General features: G+C 66.4%; 14 protein-coding genes. 10 read left to right on the top strand and 4 right to left on the bottom strand.

Annotated elements, in window-relative coordinates:
* Window positions 1-200: 200 nt before the first annotated feature.
* Window positions 201-1,706 carry a glycosyltransferase family 87 protein gene (locus OG917_RS17255; protein WP_328321969.1) on the bottom strand — a complete coding sequence of 502 codons (1,506 nt, stop codon included), beginning with the start codon at window positions 1,704-1,706 and terminating at the stop codon, window positions 201-203.
* Window positions 1,707-1,897: 191 nt separating this feature from the next.
* Entirely contained in the window at window positions 1,898-4,609 is a 2,712-nt protein-coding gene (locus tag OG917_RS17260) for a transglycosylase domain-containing protein (RefSeq protein ID WP_328318485.1), read from the bottom strand.
* A gap of 399 nt (window positions 4,610-5,008) precedes the next feature.
* On the opposite strand from OG917_RS17260, the gene OG917_RS17265 reads away from it, so the two are divergent.
* The 3 genes from OG917_RS17265 to OG917_RS17275 all read left to right on the top strand — a co-directional run bounded on the left by OG917_RS17265 (window position 5,009) and on the right by OG917_RS17275 (window position 7,657).
* A complete protein-coding gene (locus OG917_RS17265) occupies window positions 5,009-5,683 on the top strand; it encodes a PadR family transcriptional regulator (protein WP_328318486.1) in 675 nt (224 codons plus the stop codon).
* Window positions 5,684-5,732: 49 nt separating this feature from the next.
* Window positions 5,733-6,815, top strand: a complete 1,083-nt coding sequence (locus tag OG917_RS17270; RefSeq protein ID WP_328318487.1) for an inositol-3-phosphate synthase — start codon at window positions 5,733-5,735, stop codon at window positions 6,813-6,815.
* 305 nt (window positions 6,816-7,120) lie between these two features.
* Window positions 7,121-7,657 carry an LppU/SCO3897 family protein gene (locus OG917_RS17275; RefSeq protein ID WP_328318488.1) on the top strand — a complete coding sequence of 179 codons (537 nt, stop codon included), beginning with the start codon at window positions 7,121-7,123 and terminating at the stop codon, window positions 7,655-7,657.
* Window positions 7,658-7,762: 105 nt separating this feature from the next.
* On the opposite strand, the gene OG917_RS17280 is transcribed toward OG917_RS17275, so the two are convergent.
* Window positions 7,763-9,205, bottom strand: a complete 1,443-nt coding sequence (locus OG917_RS17280; RefSeq protein WP_328318489.1) for a CCA tRNA nucleotidyltransferase — start codon at window positions 9,203-9,205, stop codon at window positions 7,763-7,765.
* A gap of 182 nt (window positions 9,206-9,387) precedes the next feature.
* Between OG917_RS17280 and OG917_RS17285 the strand changes: the two genes are divergently transcribed.
* From OG917_RS17285 to trxA, 7 genes are all read left to right on the top strand, one after another.
* Complete coding sequence (locus OG917_RS17285) at window positions 9,388-11,682, top strand: DUF6049 family protein (protein WP_328318490.1); 2,295 nt, start codon at window positions 9,388-9,390, stop codon at window positions 11,680-11,682.
* Window positions 11,683-11,728: 46 nt separating this feature from the next.
* Window positions 11,729-13,888, top strand: a complete 2,160-nt coding sequence (murJ, locus tag OG917_RS17290) for a murein biosynthesis integral membrane protein MurJ (RefSeq protein WP_328318491.1) — start codon at window positions 11,729-11,731, stop codon at window positions 13,886-13,888.
* 128 nt (window positions 13,889-14,016) lie between these two features.
* Window positions 14,017-15,750 (top strand): protein kinase family protein, encoded by a 1,734-nt coding sequence (locus OG917_RS17295; RefSeq protein ID WP_328318492.1) that lies wholly within the window; start codon window positions 14,017-14,019, stop codon window positions 15,748-15,750.
* A 35-nt stretch (window positions 15,751-15,785) separates the two neighbouring features.
* Complete coding sequence (sigM, locus tag OG917_RS17300; protein ID WP_443059084.1) at window positions 15,786-16,490, top strand: RNA polymerase sigma factor SigM; 705 nt, start codon at window positions 15,786-15,788, stop codon at window positions 16,488-16,490.
* Window positions 16,487-17,392: a hypothetical protein gene (locus OG917_RS17305; RefSeq protein WP_328318494.1), complete on the top strand. Its 906-nt coding sequence runs from the start codon at window positions 16,487-16,489 to the stop codon at window positions 17,390-17,392. The genes sigM and OG917_RS17305 overlap by 4 nt, the downstream gene beginning before the upstream one ends.
* A gap of 106 nt (window positions 17,393-17,498) precedes the next feature.
* On the top strand, window positions 17,499-18,473 hold the full coding sequence (gene trxB / locus OG917_RS17310; RefSeq protein WP_328318495.1) for a thioredoxin-disulfide reductase: 975 nt from the start codon (window positions 17,499-17,501) through the stop codon (window positions 18,471-18,473).
* Between the two features lie 47 nt (window positions 18,474-18,520).
* Entirely contained in the window at window positions 18,521-18,868 is a 348-nt protein-coding gene (gene trxA, locus OG917_RS17315) for a thioredoxin (protein WP_328318496.1), read from the top strand.
* A gap of 85 nt (window positions 18,869-18,953) precedes the next feature.
* Here trxA and OG917_RS17320 read toward each other — a convergent pair whose 3' ends face one another.
* Window positions 18,954-19,571, bottom strand: a complete 618-nt coding sequence (locus tag OG917_RS17320; protein ID WP_328318497.1) for a GNAT family N-acetyltransferase — start codon at window positions 19,569-19,571, stop codon at window positions 18,954-18,956.
* Window positions 19,572-19,846 lie beyond the last annotated feature (275 nt).

Genomic DNA, 19,846 nt, shown 5'->3' on the forward strand with positions numbered 1-19,846 from the left:
CGATCACTGAACCGGTCGGTACCGATCACTGAGAGCGGTCCTCCCGGATCGCTGAGACGGCCCTCCAGGACGGGTTGCCGACCGGGCGGCCGATCGTAGAGGCCCGCCGGGAAGCGGCTCAGGGCGACTGCGCAGCGAGGCGGGTACCCCTCACCGGGTACCCGCCTCGCCGTGTATCCGGCCCGTGACCGGCCGGCCCGCTACTCGCGGGCCATACCGCTGCCCCACTCGACCTGCGGGCCCTCGTGGTGGTGGGCCGCGTGCCGCGCCGGATGGGCGGCGGCGCCGAGCACGAACACGTCCCCGGCGCCGTCCAGGACACCCCCGGAGGGGTCGTCCGAACCGTCCTGGCGCACCCCGTCGCGCTCCGGCATCAGGATGTCCCGCACGATCACCGCGCAGAGGTAGAGCGTCCCGATCAGGTGCAGGGCGATGGCGAACTGGTAGCCCTCGGGCGGCAGGCCCTTGGGCTTGTCGCCGCTCATCGTGTACGCGAGGTACAGCCAGATACCAAGGAAGTACATGACTTCGCAGGCCTGCCAGATGAGGAAGTCCCGCCAGCGGGGCCGGGCGAGCGCCGCGAGCGGGATCAGCCACAGGACGTACTGCGGCGAGTAGACCTTGTTGGTGAGGATGAACGCGGCGATCACCAGGAAGGCGAGCTGCGCGAAGCGCGGGCGGCGCGGGGCGGTCAGGGTGAGGGCCGCGATCCCGCCGCACGCCAGGATCATCAGCAGCATTGCCCAGGTGTTGACGTTGCCCACGTCGAGGGGCTTGCCGGTGCGCTGAGTGATGATCAGCCAGAAGGAACCGAAGTCGACGTTCCGTTCCTGGCTGAACGTGTAGAACTTCTTCCACCCCTCGGGAGCGAGCAGCATGACGGGCAGGTTCACGACGAGCCACGCCGCTGCGGCACCGAACGCGGCCCGCCCGAACTCCCGCCACTTTCCTGCGCGCCAGCACAGGAGGAGGAGCGGGCCGAGGATCAGCACCGGATAGAGCTTGGCGGCCGTTGCGAGCCCGATCAGGACACCGAAGGCGAGGGCCCGCCCCCGGGACCACATCAGCATCGCCGCAGCGGTCAGAGCGACGGCGAACAGGTCCCAGTTGATGGTGGCGGTGAGCGCGAAGGCAGGGGCCAGGGCGACCAGCAGCCCGTCCCAGGGGCGGAGCCGATGGGTGCGGGTGACGCAGACCGCGATGACGGCGGTGCAGATCATCAGCATGCCCGCGTTGACCATCCAGTAGATCTGCTCGCGGTGCTGGATGGCGCCCCCGTGCGGGGTGAGCCAGGAGGCGACCTCCATGAACAGGCCGGTGAGCACCGGATATTCGAGGTACGACATGTCGCCGTTGATGCGGTCGAAGTACGGGACGAGGTCGTCGGCGAAGCCACGTCCGACGTAGAGATGGGGGATGTCCGAGTAGCAGGCGTGGTTGTACTGGGACGTCGCTCCCTGGAACCACGCCCAGTCGTAGCAGGGCATCTTCTGCACCATGCCGAGAGCGAACATGCCGATCGCCACCAGGGCGATGACGCGTACGGGTGTGAGCCTGCCGACGCCACCGCGGGCCCAGCGCCCGGCCGGTCCACCGATCAGTTCGCTGCCCGCCGCAGCGGTCTCGTCCTGCTGAGTGGGCCGCACCACGGGCTCTGCGGTCTTCAGTGCGGGCCGGTCCTCGTGCGCGCTCGTCATGGCGCACATCCTGCCGTACGCGGCTGTGCCCACGCGGGGGACCGCCACAGCCGGCTACGCAGGGGCAGCCTGGCACCCGCGCCGGCCGGGGCTCCACCGGCCGGCCCCCACAGACGGAGGGGCCGCCACAGCAGCTGAGCTGTGGCGGCCCCTCGTCGTGCGTACCGGGCCCGGATCAGGCGACCGGGCTCAGCGGACGGTCATCCGCCCCCGCCGAACAGACCACCGCCGCCACCGTCACCCCCACCCGGCTGTCCGCCGGTGTCGGAGGTGTCGGTAGGACTCGGAGTGGGGCCGCCGTCGGTCCCGCCGTCCGCTCCTCCCGTGTCGGTCCCGCCGTCGTTTCCGCAGGTCCAGTCCTTCCACTTGTTGCAGGACTCAGTCGGGGAAGGCGTCGGGGACGGCGTGTCGGACGGGCTGGGCGACGGGTTCGACGGCGACGGCGTCGGGGTCGGCGTGTTGACCGGTGTCGGCTTCGGGCTCGCGACCCCAGTGCCGTAGACGACCTTTCCGATGGGCTCGGGCGCCGGGAAGGCCGTGGACGGTGTGTTGCTGAGCGCCTGCGCCATGTAGCTGTGCCAGATCTCTGCCGGGAACGAAGCACCGTGGATCTGCTTCTCGTTGCCGGTGCCGTACATCTCCTCGAACTGGCGGTTCTTGCCCTTCGCGTTGTCGTCGAAGCGGTACATGTCGATGGCGGTGGAGAGCTGCGGGGTGTACCCGATGAACCAGGCCGACTTGTTTCCGTCGGTGGTTCCGGTCTTACCTGCGATCTGCCGGCCGGGAATCCGGGCGGCGGTTCCGGTGCCCTTGTCGACCACGGTCTTCAGCACATTGGTGACATTGCTGGCAACGGCCGTCGAGAACGCCGACTTCTCCACCTGCGTGTGCTGGTAGACCGTCCTGCCCTTATTGGTCACCTTGGTGACGGAGAACGGCTCGTTCTGCCGGCCGTTGTTGGCGAAGGTGGCGTACGCGCCGGCCATCCGGATCGCGCTGGGGCTGGAGGTACCGATGGAGAAGGAGGGGTAGTCGGAGCTGGCCATGCTCTGCTTGTCGTCGCGCAGACCGGCGGCGATGGCCGCCTGGCGCACCTTGTCGGTGCCGACGTCCATACCGAGCTGCACGTATGCGGAGTTCACTGACTCCCGCATCGCCTCACGCAGATCGATGCGGTAGTCAGGAGCCTGGCCGACGGAGTCCTTGCCGTCGTTCTCCTGGAGCCACTCCTTGCCCTCCTTGTTGGTCCACACACTGCCGTCGTAGTTCCGGATCTTCAGGTCGTTCTGACCGCTGTAGAGGCTCTTGGGCGAGACGAGCGTGCGGTCCGAGTCGGACTGGTCCTTGCTGAGGCCCGGATTGCGCCTCCCGTACTCCAGGGCTGCCGCCAGCACGAAGGGCTTGAAGGTCGAGCCGACCTGGGCACCGGTGTAGTCGGCGTTGTTCATGTAGTGCTTCGTCGCGTCCTCACCGCCGTAGATGGCGGCGATGGAACCGGTCTGCGCGTCCACCGAAGCTCCGCCGAACTGGACGTGCGTGTCCGTCTTCGGCCGCAGCCCGGGCTTGATCTTCGCCTTGCGGACCTTCTCGACGGACGACTCCAGCTCCTTGACCTTCTTCTTGTCGAAGGTCGTGTGGATCTGGTAGCCACCCTTGGCAAGGTCCTCGGAGGTGATGCCCTGCTTGTTGTTGTTGACGAAGTACGACTTCGCGAGGTCGACGAGGTAGCCGGTCTGACCGCCCAGCTGGGCGTTCTTCTTCGGCGGATCCACCTTCGGGAAGGCCTTGTACTTCGCCCGCTCGGCAGCGGGGAGGCGGCCGTCCTTGACCATCTCGTCGAGGATCCACCCCCATCGGTCGGTGGCTCGCTGGAGATTGGCCTTCGGCGTCGCCGCGGGGTCGATCTCGACCGCGCCCGCCGGGTCGAAGTAGCTCGCACCCTTGAGCAGCGTGGCGAGGAACGCGCACTGGCTCGGGTTGAGCTTGTCGGAGTCCACCCCGAAGTACGTACGGGCCGCGGCCTGGATCCCGTAGGCGCCCCGGCCGTAGTACGACGTGTTGAGGTAGTCGCTCATGATGTCGTTCTTGTTCATCTTGGCGCCGACCTTGATGGAGATGAACAGTTCCTTGAACTTACGGCTCAAGGTCTGTTCCTGGCCGAGCCGGGAGTTCTTCACGTACTGCTGGGTGATCGTCGAGCCACCCTGCGTCTGACCGCCCTTGGCCATGTTGAACACGGCACGCCCGATGCCCATCGGGTCGATGCCCTTGTCCTTGTAGAAGGACTTGTTCTCGGCGGAGACCACCGCGTTCTGCATCGCGCTGGGGATCTCCGAGAGCGGCACGATCTGCCGGTTGATCTCACCGCCGGTGGCGACCATCTGGCTGCCGTCGGACCAGTAGTAGACGTTGTTCTGCGCCTGCGACGTCTTGGTCGCGTCCGGGATACCGACCATGGCGTACGCGAGGGAACCCGCGGCCAGAATGCTGCCGACGAAGCCGACGAAGAGCCCGGTCACGAGGCGCCACGACGGCACCCAGTGGCGCCAGCCGTGCAGATTCGCGCGCGGGTAGTCGATGAACCTCTTCTTCCGCGGCCCCCGGCCGCCACCCTCGGGGCCGCCGCCGCTGCCGCGGCCGCCGCGGCCCCCGCCGCCGGCACCGCGCCGCCCGCCCCGGCCGTCACCTGCTTCGGCAGCACGGCGGCGTCCGCCTCCACTGCGCTGGGCAGCCCGTCTGGCTTCGGCGCGACCGCCGTAGGGACGTTCCTCCTCGTCGTGGGAACCGGAAGGTGATCCGGTGGCGGTTCGCGGGGGAGATGCGCGGCGGCCGGGAGGCTGCTGCGCGACTCGCCTGGCCGCGGCACGTCCACCACTCTGCGGCTGTGGCGGTTTGCGACGGTGCTCGCTCATCGAACGACTACTCCTCGGGCAGGCGCTAGCGCCTGGAAACGGCAGTTGAGTTCCGGTCCCCCCGATGCGCGGACAGCCCCTCAGAGGGACAGATCCACAGTGCGCACACGCCCTCGGCCGGGCCTGTCCGCACTGCACTCCGTGGACCGAGACGGCTGACGTCCCCTGGTGTCACTCGGTCCCCGGCAGTCTGCATGCCGCACAGACTACGCACGCGTAAAACCGTCCCAGTGCCGAGGTTCGGCCTAAACCAGGCAAGTTGGTGCCTGTGAATCCTTGATGTGACGCCGCTCACGATGGCTCCCCTTGTCGTGAACGCAAGGTCGTTCTATCGTGCTGATGTATCGAGTCGATACATCAGCACGGCATAAGTGTCCCGGCGAGCAGAGGAGGCGAAGGTTGAGCAGGCGCTCCGGCATCCTCGAATTCGCCGTACTCGGTCTGCTTCGCGAGTCTCCGATGCACGGCTATGAGCTGCGCAAACGTCTGAACACCTCACTGGGGATCTTCAGGGCCTTCAGTTACGGGACCCTCTACCCCTGCCTCAAGACGCTGGTAGCCAGCGGCTGGTTGATCGAGGAACCGGGCAGCGCCCCGGAGGACGCGGTGGCGGCTTCACTCGCAGGACGCCGCGCCAAGATCGTCTACAGGTTGACTGCGGACGGCAAGGAGCATTTCGAAGAGCTCCTGTCGCACACCGGGCCCGACACCTGGGAGGACGAGCATTTCGCTGCACGTTTTGCCTTCTTCGGGCAGACGGAGCGCGAGGTGCGGATGCGGGTGCTGGAAGGCCGCCGCAGCCGGCTGGAGGAGCGCCTGGAGAAGATGCGCGCCTCTCTGAGCCGGACGCGCGAGCGGCTGGACGACTACACACTTGAGCTGCAGCGGCACGGCATGGAGTCCGTGGAGCGCGAAGTGCGCTGGCTGAACGAGCTCATCGAGAGCGAGCGTGCGGGCCGGGACCAGCGACGGTCCCCCGACGCCGCTCAGCAGGACATATCAGGAGATGCGGGCGGCCTGCCCCGGCACCGGGGTACCACCCCGCCGGATCCGTCCGAGGACATCGCTAAGTGAAGCTCTGCGTCCGCAGGGTTTCGTCGAGAACACACAGGGAGCAACCGGAATGGGTTCGGTTCGCGTAGCCATCGTCGGCGTGGGCAACTGCGCCGCCTCGCTGGTGCAGGGCGTCGAGTACTACAAGGACGCAGATCCGGCCGGCAAGGTGCCCGGTCTGATGCACGTCCAGTTCGGCGACTACCACGTAAGTGACGTCAAGTTCGTCGCCGCCTTCGACGTCGACGCGAAGAAGGTCGGCCTCGACCTCGCGGACGCCATCGGCGCCAGCGAGAACAACACCATCAAGATCACCGACGTGCCGAACACCGGCGTGACGGTCCAGCGCGGCCACACCCACGACGGTCTCGGCAAGTACTACCGCCAGACGATCGAGGAGTCGGCCGAGGCGCCCGTCGACATCGTCCAGGTCCTCAAGGACCAGCAGGTGGACGTGCTCGTCTGCTACCTGCCCGTCGGTTCCGAGGTCGCCGCGAAGTTCTACGCGCAGTGCGCCATCGACGCCAAGGTCGCGTTCGTCAACGCTCTCCCGGTCTTCATCGCCGGCACCAAGGAGTGGGCGGACAAGTTCACCGAGGCGGGCGTGCCGATCGTCGGCGACGACATCAAGTCTCAGGTCGGCGCCACCATCACGCACCGCGTCATGGCCAAGCTCTTCGAAGACCGTGGTGTGCGCCTTGAGCGCACCATGCAGCTGAACGTCGGCGGCAACATGGACTTCAAGAACATGCTGGAGCGCGACCGCCTGGAGTCCAAGAAGATCTCCAAGACGCAGGCAGTCACCTCGCAGATCCGCGACCGCGACCTGGGCGCCGACAACGTCCACATCGGTCCCTCGGACTACGTGGCTTGGCTGGACGACCGCAAGTGGGCGTATGTGCGCCTTGAGGGCCGCGCCTTCGGCGATGTTCCGCTGAACCTTGAGTACAAGCTCGAAGTGTGGGACTCCCCGAACTCCGCCGGTGTCATCATCGATGCCGTGCGCGCCGCGAAGATCGCGAAGGACCGCGGTATCGGCGGTCCGATCCTCTCTGCCTCCTCGTACTTCATGAAGTCGCCGCCGGTGCAGTACTTCGACGACGAGGCCTACGAGAACGTCGAGAAGTTCATCAAGGGCGAGGTCGAGCGCTGAAGCTCGACCTGAGCACGGTCGATTCCTGACCGTTGAGAGCCCCGGGCAGCCGCCCGGGGCTCTTTCCGTGTCCGCATCCGGGGCCCGCCGTCCACCCTGCCGGGATCACCGGCTGAAGCAGACTCCTTGGCACAGCCAGCACCGCCGGTGCAGCAATTACTGCATCTATGGCCCGTTTTCGACGTACGTATGTGTCACATCAGAGCCACAGACTCCTTCTCGATGACAGAAGCACTGGGACAGCCAGCTATTTTACGGGCGTTGACAACCGCGCGCCCGCGCATGCTTCGAGGGGGATCCCAACCATGTCCACTCCACCACCCCAGGGCCAGAATCCATACGCCCAGCAGCCCAACGCCCCCTACGGACAGCCTCAAGGCGGCAACCCGTACGGGCAGCAGCAGCCCGGCCCGTATGGGCAGCCCGGTCCGTACGGACAGCCGGCGCAGCCCGGCATGGCGCAGCAGCCGTCGCCGTATATCGCCCAGGGTGGTGGCCAGATACCGATGGCCCCGGTGGCACCGATAGCGCCTCGCGGCAACGGCAAGAAGATTGCGCGGATCGTCATCGCCGTCGTCGTGGTCGGCGTGGCAGCCTTCAGCTGGTACGCGAGCCAGGACGACGCCGACACAGCCAAGGTCGGCGACTGCATGCACCGGGGCAGCTCCAGCGACACCAACCCGGAACTTGAGGTCGTGGACTGCAGCAGCGCTAAGGCGCAGTACAAGGTCGCCGAGAAGAAGGACGGCGATGAGACCTGCGACCGCACCAAGTACAACTCGTACACCGAGACCGGCGGAAGCAAGGACTTCACTCTCTGCCTGACGGACTACAAGAAGTAGCCCGACAGGTGGGCCGTCGAGGCCAGAGTCGCGGAGGGGTGGTGTTTCACGTGAAACACCACCCCTCCGCCGTGCCGTCCGTCATGTTTCACGTGAAACATGACGTCACTCTTGCGTCGCCCACCACTCCTTGAGCGCGGTCACTGCGACATCGTGCTCCATCGGGCCGTTCTCCAGCCGCAGCTCAAGCAGGAACTTATAAGCGTTGCCGATCACAGGGCCGGGCCCGACACCGAGGATCTCCATGATCTGGTTGCCATCCAGGGCGGGGCGGATCGAATCGAGCTCCTCCTGCTCCTGCAAGTGCGCGATGCGCTCCTCCAGGCCGTCGTACGCGCGCGAGAGGGCATTGGCCTTCCGCTTGTTACGGGTGGTGCAGTCCGACCGCGTGAGCTTATGCAGCTGCTCCAGGAGTGGCCCAGCGTCACGCACATAACGACGTACAGCCGAATCCGTCCACTCCCCGGTCCCATAGCCATGGAAGCGCAGGTGGAGCTCCACCAGCTTCGTCACGTCCTTGACCATGTCATTGGAGTACTTGAGGGCGGTCAGCCGCTTCTTGGTCAGCTTCGCGCCTACGACTTCGTGGTGGTGGAAGGAGACGCCACCATCCTTCTCGAAGCGCCGCGTCTTCGGCTTGCCGATGTCGTGGAGTAGAGCAGCCAGCCGGAGTACCAGGTCAGGCCCCTCCTGCTCCAGGTCGATGGCCTGCTCCAGCACAGTCAGTGAGTGCTCGTATACATCCTTGTGACGGTGGTGTTCATCACTCTCCAGCCGCAGCGCTGGAAGTTCCGGGAGGACCCACTCGGCGAGGCCCGTATCGACGAGCAGCGCGAGACCCTTCCGCGGGTTCGCAGACAGCAACAGCTTGTTGAGCTCGTCACGTACCCGCTCTGCCGAGACGATCCCGATGCGCTCGGACATCGCGGTCATGGCACCGACGACCTCGGGCGCGACCTCGAAGTCCAGCTGAGCCGCGAACCTGGCGGCCCGCATCATGCGCAGCGGGTCGTCGGAGAACGAATCCTCCGGCGTGCCAGGCGTACGCAGGAGCCGGCCTGCCAGATCCTCCAAGCCCCTGTGCGGATCGATGAATGTCTTGTCGGGAAGAGCGACAGCCATGGCATTGACCGTGAAATCGCGACGCAGGAGGTCTTCCTCGATGGAGTCGCCATAGGACACCTCTGGCTTGCGTGAGGTCCTGTCGTACGCCTCGGAACGGTAGGTCGTGACCTCGATCAGATAGCCGTCCTTCTGGCAACCGACCGTTCCGAAGGCAATTCCGACTTCCCACACCGCATCGGCCCAGGGCCGGACAATCTTCAGAACGTCATCGGGACGAGCATCGGTGGTGAAGTCCAGATCATTGCCGAGCCGGCCGAGCAGCGCGTCCCTGACCGATCCTCCGACCAGTGCCAGGCTGTGCCCGGCGGCCTGAAACCGGCGGGCAAGGTCATCTGCGACCGGGGACACCCTCAGCAGTTCGGTGACCGCGCGGTGCTGCACCTGACTCAGTGCACTGGGATTTTCATCATTGGCGTTCGGCACAACAGAAAAGGGTACGTGCCCGCGCCGACCGGAGCGTCCCGATTTCCTGGCGGCTGCGACCGCCCTTCCGATCTTGTGGACCAGTCCGCGGCACTTAGGCCCAGGGCACATCGTTACCATGCGTGGACGCAGAAACCGAGAACCATCGAATCAGCTGACGAAGACGAGGGACGGGCAAGCGCGTGGCCGAGGCGGCACACTCTCAGGAGATGACTCCTTCTCCTGCCCGCCGGTGGCTGCGGCGCACTGCGTCGCTGCTCACCGGTGGAACGCTCATTACGGGCCTTTTCTACGGTCCAGCTGCGGCCCCTGCGCAGGCCGTCGGCCCTGAACAGAGCACCAGCCCCGTAGCCGTCAGTCTGGACGCCCTGTCGCCCAGCGCGCCCGTGAAGGGTGACTCCGTCACCATCACAGGCACGGTGACGAACAAGCGCAAGGAGACCGTCACCAACGCTCATGTCGGTGTGCGGGTGGGACCACGCCTGGCCGGCCGATCCGCCATCGATGACGCAACGAAGCACTCCTCGGAGCTGACAGGCGTCGACCCACAGGAAGTGGGGGGCAAGTACACGGCGAAATTCGCGAAGCTGCCGGCGGGGATCAGCGAGGATTTCTCCATCTCGGTTCCCGTCAGCAAGCTGAATCTGGGTGCGGACGGCGTCTACCCGCTGGGCGTGTCCCTCTCCGGCCAGACACCCAGCACGCCGTATGAGCAGGTGCTCGGCATCCAGCGAACCTTCCTGCCATGGCAGCCCACCGCGCAGAGCAACAAGACACAGATCACTGCGGTGTGGCCGCTCATCTCGAAGGTCCATCTGCGCGCCGAGACCAGTGCTGACGCCCAGCAGACGCCTGTCTTCGAGAACGACGACCTGGCGGAGGAGCTCGCGCCCGGTGGCCGGCTGGAACAGATGGTCTCGCTGGGCCGCTCCCTGCCGGTCACCTGGGTCATCGATCCCGACCTGCTGGCGAGCGTCGACGCCATGACCAGGAACTATCAGATCCAGGTCGGAGACACCCAGGTCGCAGGCAAGAACCAGGCTGTCGCCAAGAAATGGCTGAGCGACCTGGGAGACGCGGTGAAGGACCAGAAGGTCGTCGCGCTCCCGTTCGCCGATCCTGACATCGCCTCTCTGGCGCACCACGGCAAGAACGTCCCCGGCGCTCTCAGTCACCTGCAGTCGGCCACCGAGATCGCCGCCACGACCGTGCAGACGATTCTCCACGTGAAGGCTTCCACCGATTTCTCCTGGCCGGCCAGTGGTGCGATCGACCCTTCGATCGTCGACGTGGCCACCTCTGCCGGGGCGCACAACGTCATCGCCAGCAGCGACAGTCTGGAAGAGACGGCCGGCCTGTCGTACACGCCCACAGCGGCACGTCCCATCGGCGGAGGCACCACAGCCGTGGTGTCCGACGCACGGCTCTCTCATGCCTTCCAGGGCGATATGGCCGAGGCGGGCGCCTCCACGCTCGCGGTGCAGAGCTACCTGGCCCAGTCCCTGGCCCTGACCCTTCAGGAGCCGTCCAAGCAGCGCAGCATTGTCGTCGCGCCCCAGCGGATGCCGTCCGTCAGCCAGGCACAGTCGATGGCGAGCGCCCTGCGGACCCTGGACGACAACCGCTGGACCCAGCCCCTCAACCTCATCGATGCGGCGAAGACCAAGGCGGATCCCGGCGCGACGACAACGGTTCCGGGCCCGGCGGCGTACCCCTCGTACCTGCGACGCCAGGAACTGCCGGTACAGGCATTCCAGGACGTCAGGACCACGCAGTCCACACTCGATAACTTCAAGATCATCCTCAGCCAGCCGGACCGGGTGGTGACCCCGTTCAGTAACGCCATGGACCGGTCCATGGCGACATCGTGGCGCGGTGACGCGAAGGGAGCCAGCTCCTACCGCACCGGGGTGCAGTCCTATCTCCTGAGCCTCACCGGTGAAGTCCAGATCGTCCAGAAGTCCGACATGACACTGTCCGGACGCAGTGCGACGATCCCGGTGACCGTGCAGAACAAGCTGCTGCAGCCGGTCAAGCACCTGGTGCTGAAACTGCGCTCGACCAGCCCGAACCGTCTGCAGCTCGGGGACGACAAGGCGGCCGTCGGCGAGCAGCCCCTGGAGATCGCGGGCGGGCACAGCCAGACCGTGAAGTTCACGACCTCGATCAACGCCAACGGACCCGTCAGGGTGTACGCCCAGTTGTTCACCGAGGACGGCACGCCGTACGGCACTGCGAAGGCAATGCCCTTCACAGTGACAGTCTCGGAGATGACACTGACGGTCATGCTGGTGATCGCCGGGGGTCTGCTGCTCCTGGTGCTCGCCGGAATCAGGATGTACACGCATCGCAAGCGGACTGCCGCTCGGGCGGCCACTGCCGGGGGCGACGACCCGGAGCAGCCGAGTGACCCGGAGACGGACACCGGACCGGAAAACGGCAACCCGCCGGGCCCGGGTGAGAAAGTGGACCGTTGAGCGATGTCGTGGCCGGCCGGCCGGGGACGATGAGGTGGGGTAACCAATGAACGCGCCGTACGACGGTGACCGTGACCAGGGTGCTGGGGGCGGGGCTGCGTATTCAGGTGGAACGCCCCCCGAACCCCCCGGCACGGGCCAGAACCAGCCCGCCCCGGACCCGTACGTCCAGGACGCCTACAGCTACAACCCGTACGGGGCGCATGATCTCGGTGCCCAGGACCCGGTGGCGGAGGCGCTCTACGACCGGGCGTCGCACCCTCCGCCTCCCCCTGGCCCGTACACCGAGCCGCAGCCGATGTACCAGCAGCCGCAGGCCGCGCAGTACCCCCCGGACCCCCGGGTCTGGGCACAGACTCCCGCCCCCGAGCCGGAGGGGCCGTCGCGCTACCTTCCGTACGGGGACGACGCCACGACCCAGTTCGTCGGGGTGGACGACCTGGTGACTCAGGCCGCCGGGGAACCGGAACAGCAGGACGCGTTCGCGCACCTCTTCCGGGACCAGCAAGGCGCCGCGCCGGTTCCTCCGCCCGGAGGCCCTCAGGAGCCCGTCCCGGCCGCCGCGCCCGCGAAGTCCGGCGGCGCGTCCGGCCTGCTGAAGTCGAGTGCGGTGATGGCCGCAGGAACCCTCGTCTCCCGCCTCACCGGGTTTGTACGCACCATGGTGATCACCGCAGCGCTCGGCGCAGCGACACTCGGTGACTCCTTCACCGTGGCGTACACCCTGCCCACGATGATCTACATCCTGACCGTCGGCGGCGGCCTCAACTCCGTCTTCGTGCCCCAACTGGTGCGGTCGATGAAGGAGGACGAGGACGGCGGTGAGGGTTACGCCAACCGCCTGCTCACCGTCGTCATGGTGGCCCTCGGGATCATCGTCGGTATCGCGGTCTTCGCGGCACCGCTGCTGATCCGGCTGATGTCCCTGCCGATCGCCGACGATCCGGCTGCCAACAACGTCGCCGTCACCTTCGCCCGCTACTGCCTGCCCACCATCTTCTTCATGGGCGTGCATGTCGTGATGGGGCAGATTCTCAACGCCCGCGGGAAGTTCGGCGCGATGATGTGGACCCCGGTCCTCAACAACATCGTGATGATCTCGACCTTCGGGCTGTTCATCTGGGTCTACGGCACCTCCGCCGACTCCCACATGAAGGTGACGACCATCCCCGCGGACGGGGTACGGCTGCTCGGGATCGGCACCCTGCTGGGTCTGACGGTCCAGGCCCTGTCGATGATCCCGTACCTGCGCGAAGCCGGTTTCCGCTTCCGTCCACGCTTCGACTGGCGCGGACACGGTCTCGGCAAGGCGGTGAAGCTCGCCAAGTGGACGGTCCTGTTCGTGCTGGCCAACCAGGCTGGTGTGCTGGTGGTCACCCAGCTCGCCACCGCCGCCGGCAAGGACTCCGGACGCTCCGGCGCCGGCATCATGGCCTACTCGAATGCCCAGCTGATCTGGGGAATGCCTCAGGCCATCATCACCGTCTCGGTCATGGCCGCGCTGCTCCCCCGGATCTCCCGTGCCGCCAGCGACGGGGATGTGGGCGCAGTGCGCGATGACATCTCCCAGGGACTGCGGAACTCCGCCGTGGCTATCGTTCCGGTCTCCTTCGCCTTCCTCGCCCTGGGCGTACCGATCTCCACCCTGCTGTTCGCCTCCAGTGGAGTACAGGCCTCCGAATCCATGGGGTACGTCCTCATGGCATTCGCCCTCGGTCTGATCCCCTACTCGGTGCAGTACGTCGTCCTGCGCGGCTTCTACGCGTACGAGGACACCCGCACCCCCTTCTACAACACGGTCATCGTCGCCGCAGTCAACGCGGCGGCCTCCGCGCTCTGCTATGTCGTCCTCCCTTCCCAGTGGGCGGTGGTCGGCATGGCCGCCTCCTACGGCCTGGCGTACGCGGTCGGTGTAGGCGTCGCCTGGCGCAGACTGCGCAACCGCCTGGGCGGAGACCTGGACGGGACTCACATCCTTCGTACGTACGCGAGACTGGCGCTGGCTTCCCTTCCGGGGGCCGTCGTCGGCGGAGTTGTCGGATTCGGAATTCTCCGCGTGCTCGGAGAGGGTGTGCTCGGGTCTCTGGCAGCCCTGATCGTGGGGGGCGCCATGCTTCTCGGTGTGTTCTTCGTCGCCGCGAAGCGCATGCGGATCGCCGAGCTCAACTCGATGGTTGCCATGGTGCGCGGCCGTCTGGGCCGCTAGGCGCCGGCCTGATCGCACAACCATCGTCCGACGCCGCGTGTCGTGCATAGCGCCGGACTGTGGGCACAATTGGCATGGCTTTGCAGACTGGCCGACAGCGCGCAACGGATGGGGAGGCAGGAACGACGGTGGCGGAACGTAGCACGGCTGCCGTCGACGTGGCCGACAACAGTGGCGACAAGCCGCTGGCCGCCAAGGCGGACAAGGCCACGGCCGACGGCACGGTGGACCCTAAGGAAACGGCTGACACCACGGCCGGTGAAGGCACACGGGACGAGGAGAGCGAGAAAGAGCCCGCGGAGGCAGCAGCAGCGCCCGAGCTCCACAGCGGGCACAAGCTCGCCAGACGCTACCGCCTTGAGGAATGCGTCACCCGTCTGGACGGCTTCAGCAGCTGGCGTGCGGTCGACGAGAAGCTCCGGCGTGCGGTCGGCGTACATCTTCTTCCCGCTGATCACGCGCGGGCACGCTCCGTGCTCGCTGCCGCCCGGTCCTCAGCCCTCCTCGGTGACCCGCGTTTCGTGCAGGTCCTGGATGCCGTCGAGGAGAACGATCTCGTCTACGTCGTCCACGAATGGCTGCCTGACGCGACAGAGATCACCGCGCTGCTCGCCTCCGGGCCCCTGGAGGCCCACGACGCCTACCAGCTCGTCAGCCAGATCTCGCAGGCCATGGCCGCCGCACACCGCGAGGGCCTCTCCCACCTCAGGCTCACACCGGGCGCTGTCCTGCGTACCTCTTCCGGGCAGTACCGCATCCGCGGCCTCGCTGTGAACGCTGCCCTGCGCGGCATCACATCGGACACCCCCCAGCGGACCGACACGGAAGCCATCGGCGCCCTGCTGTACGCCGCGCTGACACAGCGCTGGCCCTACGAGACCGATGCTTACGGGCTCTCCGGCCTGCCCAAGGGCGTCGGCCTGATCCCCCCGGACCAGGTACGAGCCGGCGTCAACCGCGGCCTCTCGGAGATCGCCATGCGCGCCCTGGCCAATGACGGTGCCACCGCATCCCGCCAGGAGCCGCCCTGCACCACCCCCGACGAGCTCGCCAAGGCCGTCAGCGCCATGCCTCGGATCCGACCGCCGGAGCCCGCGTACACCCCGCCGCCCGAGTACCAGCGAACGAACTACCAGCAGGGCACCTACGGCCGTCCTGCGACCGGAGCCAGGGTGGCGCCCGTCCAGCCGGTGGCGGCCCCTCCGCCGCCCCTCCAGGGCCGTACAGGCAAGGTGCTCAAGTGGTCCGTCTCCGCCCTGCTGATCGCCGCACTGGGTCTGGGCAGCTGGCAGCTCGCAGACACGCTCCTGGACCGGAACAAGGGCTCCGGTGATACGAACACGAACCAGACCAACAACGGCAACAACAACGGCACCACTGAGCAGAAGGCCCTTCAGCCGCTCCCGGTGAAGGACGCAGCCGAGTACTACCCGGACGGGAAGCCTCAGCACCCGGGCGATGTCGGGAACACCTACGACGGTGACAGCTCGACGTACTGGCGTACCTACTCCTTCACGGACGGTCCTCAGCTGGCTCCCTTCAAGCAGGGCGTAGGGATCGTCTATGATCTCGGCTCCGCCAAGGATGTATCGGCTGCCTCCATAGGGCTGCGCTACTCGGGCAACGAAACCGCGATCTCCCTGTACGCGACCAATTCGTTGTCCTCCTCCGCGCCCCTGAGCTCGATGAAGAAGATCACTTCCACATCCACCAGTGGCACCACCGCGCGTTTCAAGGCAGACAAACCGGTGAACACGCGCTATGTACTGGTCTGGATCACAGCCATGCCTGATTCGCCCAGGGACCAGTACAGCGACTCCGGTTACAAGCAGGCCATAACGGATGTGAAGTTCTCCGGCTGATCGAGAACAGGGGAGGGGGCTCACCGTTGGACGAGATCGCGCTCGGTGCCGCTGGCGACCAGGAGCTGCTGGCCGCCCATGTGTCCGGCGATGCCGACGCCTTCGGTGAGCTGGTACGACGCCACCGCGACCGCCTCTGGGCAGTCGCTCTGCGCACCCTCGGTGATCGCGAGGAGGCTGCTGACGCAGTACAGGACGCCCTGGTCTCCGCCTACCGGGCCGCCCACACATTCCGTGGCCAGTCTGCCGTCACCACCTGGCTGCATCGCATCACGGTCAATGCCTGCCTCGACCGAGCACGTAAGGCAGCGACTCGGAAGACCTCACCCGTCGACGACGCGGAACGCCTCGACCAGCTCCTCGAACCGCACGAGTCGGCGGAGGCGCCTGCCGAGCGCCAGGACCTGCACCGCCAGCTCATCGAAGCCATGGGCACCCTTCCCCCGGAACAACGCGCCGCCCTCGTGCTCGTCGATATGCAGGGCTACCCCGTGGCAGAAGCTGCGCAGATCCTCGAAGTCCCCACGGGCACCGTGAAAAGCCGCTGTGCACGCGGCCGGGCGAGACTCCTGCCTCTCCTGATCCACCTGCGCCCGTACGCGGCAGGGACAGGAATCGACACCGCGGCCGCCGCGGGAAGGAACCGGATGCCGGAAGCATCCGTCCCACCTGCGTCGAGGCCGAAGGACGATGGACCACAGAATCCTGCAGCAGTGAAGGGCGGAGGCGGACGCGCATGACATCGACGGCTGACACGTCTCAGCATCCTGATGTCTCGGAGATCGCCGATCTCTCAGAGGGTCTCCTCGCGCCACCGCGCGCCGTGGAAATGCAGCAGCACATCGACGGATGCTCACTCTGCGCCGACGTCAGGAACTCCCTCCAGGAGATCCAGGAACTCCTCACCACTCCGAGCGCGCCGGTCCTCATGCCGACCGACATCGCTGACCGCATTGATACGGCGCTCGCAGCGGAGCGCCCCCTCTCAGCTGCCCCCGGCAGAGAGACGGTGCATGTTTCACGTGAAACAACGCCCGCTTCCCGCGGCGCCGAGCATGTTCACGGAAAGCGCCCGTCAGGCCGTGCAGGTGCTGCCACAGGGCCGGGCCGCTCTCGTAAGACGACACAGCGCCGACGGCGCGTCACAGCTCTCAGCGCGGCCTTCGGGGCAGCAGTCATCGGCATCGGCGTGTTCTTCCTTCAGTCTTCACCGACCACATCATCGGGTGGTGACACCAGCGCGGCGGAGAAGCCTTCGAAGCGGGGAGGGGCACCTGTCTTCATGGATACCGCTCTCCGGAGCCAGGTCCACTCCCTGCTGGCCTCGGACGCCGTCGCGTCCCCAGCGGCCCCAGAGGAGAAGAAGGCCCCCTCGGTCCACATGGACTCAGGTCCGACGACCCTCAAGAACGGGCTCGATGTAGCCGTCCCACCCTGTGTCGAGAAAGGCATAGGGCGGAACGAAGACCCAATTGCCGCACAGAAGGGTTCCTACAACGGAGCCGACGCATTCCTCGTCGTGCTGCCACACCCCACCGACAGCACCCGAGTGCAGGCATATGTCGTGGACGCGGCATGCGTGCACTCCACGGCCTCCTCTCGCGGCAAGGTCCTCCTGACTCACGTGTATCCCCGCGGCTGACTCTTACGGGAATGCACGCCCCGTAGGATCCGTTGGGTGGGGTGAGAGTCCGCTGGACCTGGCCCCAGTAGGCAGCAAGCAGTCCGCAGAGACGAGGAAGAAACCCGTGAGCGACGTCCGTAACGTGATCATTATCGGCTCCGGGCCCGCCGGCTACACCGCCGCGCTCTATACAGCGCGCGCGTCACTGCAGCCGCTGGTCTTCGAAGGTGCAGTCACCGCGGGTGGTGCGCTCATGAACACCACCGAGGTGGAGAACTTCCCCGGATTCCAGGACGGCATCATGGGACCCGACCTCATGGACAGCATGCGTGCCCAGGCAGAGCGCTTCGGTGCCGAGCTGGTTCCTGACGACATCGTCGCCGTTGACCTGACCGGCGAGATCAAGACCGTCACCGACACCGCCGGCACTGTGCACCAGGCAAAGGCCGTCATCGTCACGACCGGCTCGCAGCACCGCAAGCTGGGCCTGCCGAACGAAGACGCCCTCTCCGGGCGCGGCGTCTCCTGGTGTGCCACCTGTGACGGCTTCTTCTTCAAGGACCAGGACATCGCCGTAGTGGGCGGTGGCGACACCGCGATGGAGGAGGCAACCTTCCTCTCCCGGTTCGCCAAGTCCGTCACCATCGTCCATCGCCGGGACACACTGCGCGCCTCCAAGGCCATGCAGGAGCGGGCAGTCGCCGACCCGAAGATCAGTTTCGCCTGGGACAGCGAGGTAGCGGTGATCCACGGCGAGCAGAAGCTCTCCAGCCTGACGCTGCGCAACACCAAGACCGGGGCGACCTCCGAGCTGCCGGTGACGGGTCTGTTCATCGCTGTCGGCCACGACCCGCGCACCGAGCTGTTCACGGACCAGCTGGACCTGGACGACGAGGGCTACCTGAAGGTCGAGGCACCCTCGACTCGTACGAACGCCGCCGGAGTCTTCGGCGCTGGTGACGTCGTCGACCACACTTACCGGCAGGCCATCACCGCTGCTGGAACGGGTTGCTCTGCCGCCCTCGACGCCGAGCGTTTCCTCTCGGCGCTGGCCGCCAGCGAGAAGGCCGCAGAGCCGGAGAAGATCGCCAGCATCTGATCACCGCATTCCCCATCCCGAACACCGTAAAGAAAGAGGAGCCCGCCGTGGCCGGCACCCTGAAGAACGTGACTGACGACTCCTTCGAGAAGGATGTCCTCAAGAGCGACAAGCCCGTACTGGTCGACTTCTGGGCCGCCTGGTGCGGTCCGTGCCGCCAGATCGCTCCGTCCCTTGAGGCGATCGCAGCCGAGTACGGAGACCAGATCGAGGTCGTCAAGCTCAACATCGACGAGAACCCGGGCACTGCCGCGAAGTACGGCGTGATGTCCATTCCGACGCTCAACGTCTACCAGGGCGGCGAGGTGGCCAAGACCATCGTCGGCGCCAAGCCCAAGGCTGCGATCGTTCGCGACCTTGACGCGTTCATCGGCGACGAGGCCACCAAGGCCTGACGTCAGTATGTTTCACGTGAAACAGGGGTTGCCCGTGGAGGCAGCCCCTGTTTTCGCTGTCTGGTGCCTTCTGAGAGAACGATCCTCACGACGGACGCAGTACAGGATCCTTCTTGACTGCGCCTAGGAGCCGGTCCAGGGCAAGCTCGACGTCTTCCTTCCAGGACAGAGTCGTACGCAACTCAAGCCGCAGCCTGGGATATTTCGGGTGCGGACGTACTGTCTTGAACCCAACCGCCAGCAGATGCTCCGCGGGCAGCATGCACGCGGGCTCCTTCCACCGGGCATCACCGAACGCCTCGATCGCCTTGAAGTTCCGTCGCAGCAGATCCTTGGCCACCGTCTGTACCAGCACCCGCCCCAGCCCCTGCCCTTGATAAGCAGGCGCGATCCACGCGGTTATGAGCTGCACAGCATCGGGAGAAACGGGGCTCGTCGGAAACGCCAGCGAACGGGGCACATAGGCAGGCGGCGCATAGAGCACGAAGCCCACCGGCACATCATCTACGTAGACGACACGGCCGCAGGAGCCCCACTCCAGCAGCACGGCCGAGATCCATGATTCCTTCTCCAGCTCCGGCGTACCAGCCTTTACCGCGGCTTCCCCGCTGACTGGGTCGAGCTCCCAGAAGACACACGAGCGACAAGGCGCGGGGAGATCGGGAAGGTTGTCCAGCGTAAGCGGTACAAGCCGACGCCCCATGAACGCTGTTCCTCACTTCTCGTACCCACCACTTCGCGAGCGTCCCCGAGCACGCTCCACTCCCTGAGCAGGCTGCCGACAAAGCCGCCGACCACCCCCAGCCCCAGTCCTGCAGTCACCAGTCGGCTGCGGTTCACGGCCAGGCCCTCCCTCCGCGATGGATCAGGGTGGACACGCCATACCAGAACGCATCGTATCCATCCCGGTGATCGGACGGATACCGTAAGAGAGCAAAGGGCGGGGCGTGTTCCGGCTTACCGGACACGCCCCGCCCT

The organism is Streptomyces sp. NBC_00388 (assembly GCF_036061255.1).
Lineage (GTDB): Bacteria > Actinomycetota > Actinomycetes > Streptomycetales > Streptomycetaceae > Streptomyces.

Bases quoted from the DNA above. Each gene is read 5' to 3' on its own strand.
- OG917_RS17255 (WP_328321969.1), bottom strand. From the start codon at position 1,706: ATGTGCGCCATGACGAGCGCGCACGAGGACCGGCCCGCACTGAAGACC.
- OG917_RS17275 (WP_328318488.1), top strand. From the start codon at position 7,121: ATGTCCACTCCACCACCCCAGGGCCAGAATCCATACGCCCAGCAGCCC.
- OG917_RS17260 (WP_328318485.1), bottom strand. From the start codon at position 4,609: ATGAGCGAGCACCGTCGCAAACCGCCACAGCCGCAGAGTGGTGGACGT.
- murJ (WP_328318491.1), top strand. From the start codon at position 11,729: ATGAACGCGCCGTACGACGGTGACCGTGACCAGGGTGCTGGGGGCGGG.
- OG917_RS17320 (WP_328318497.1), bottom strand. From the start codon at position 19,571: ATGGGGCGTCGGCTTGTACCGCTTACGCTGGACAACCTTCCCGATCTC.
- OG917_RS17305 (WP_328318494.1), top strand. From the start codon at position 16,487: ATGACATCGACGGCTGACACGTCTCAGCATCCTGATGTCTCGGAGATC.
- OG917_RS17270 (WP_328318487.1), top strand. From the start codon at position 5,733: ATGGGTTCGGTTCGCGTAGCCATCGTCGGCGTGGGCAACTGCGCCGCC.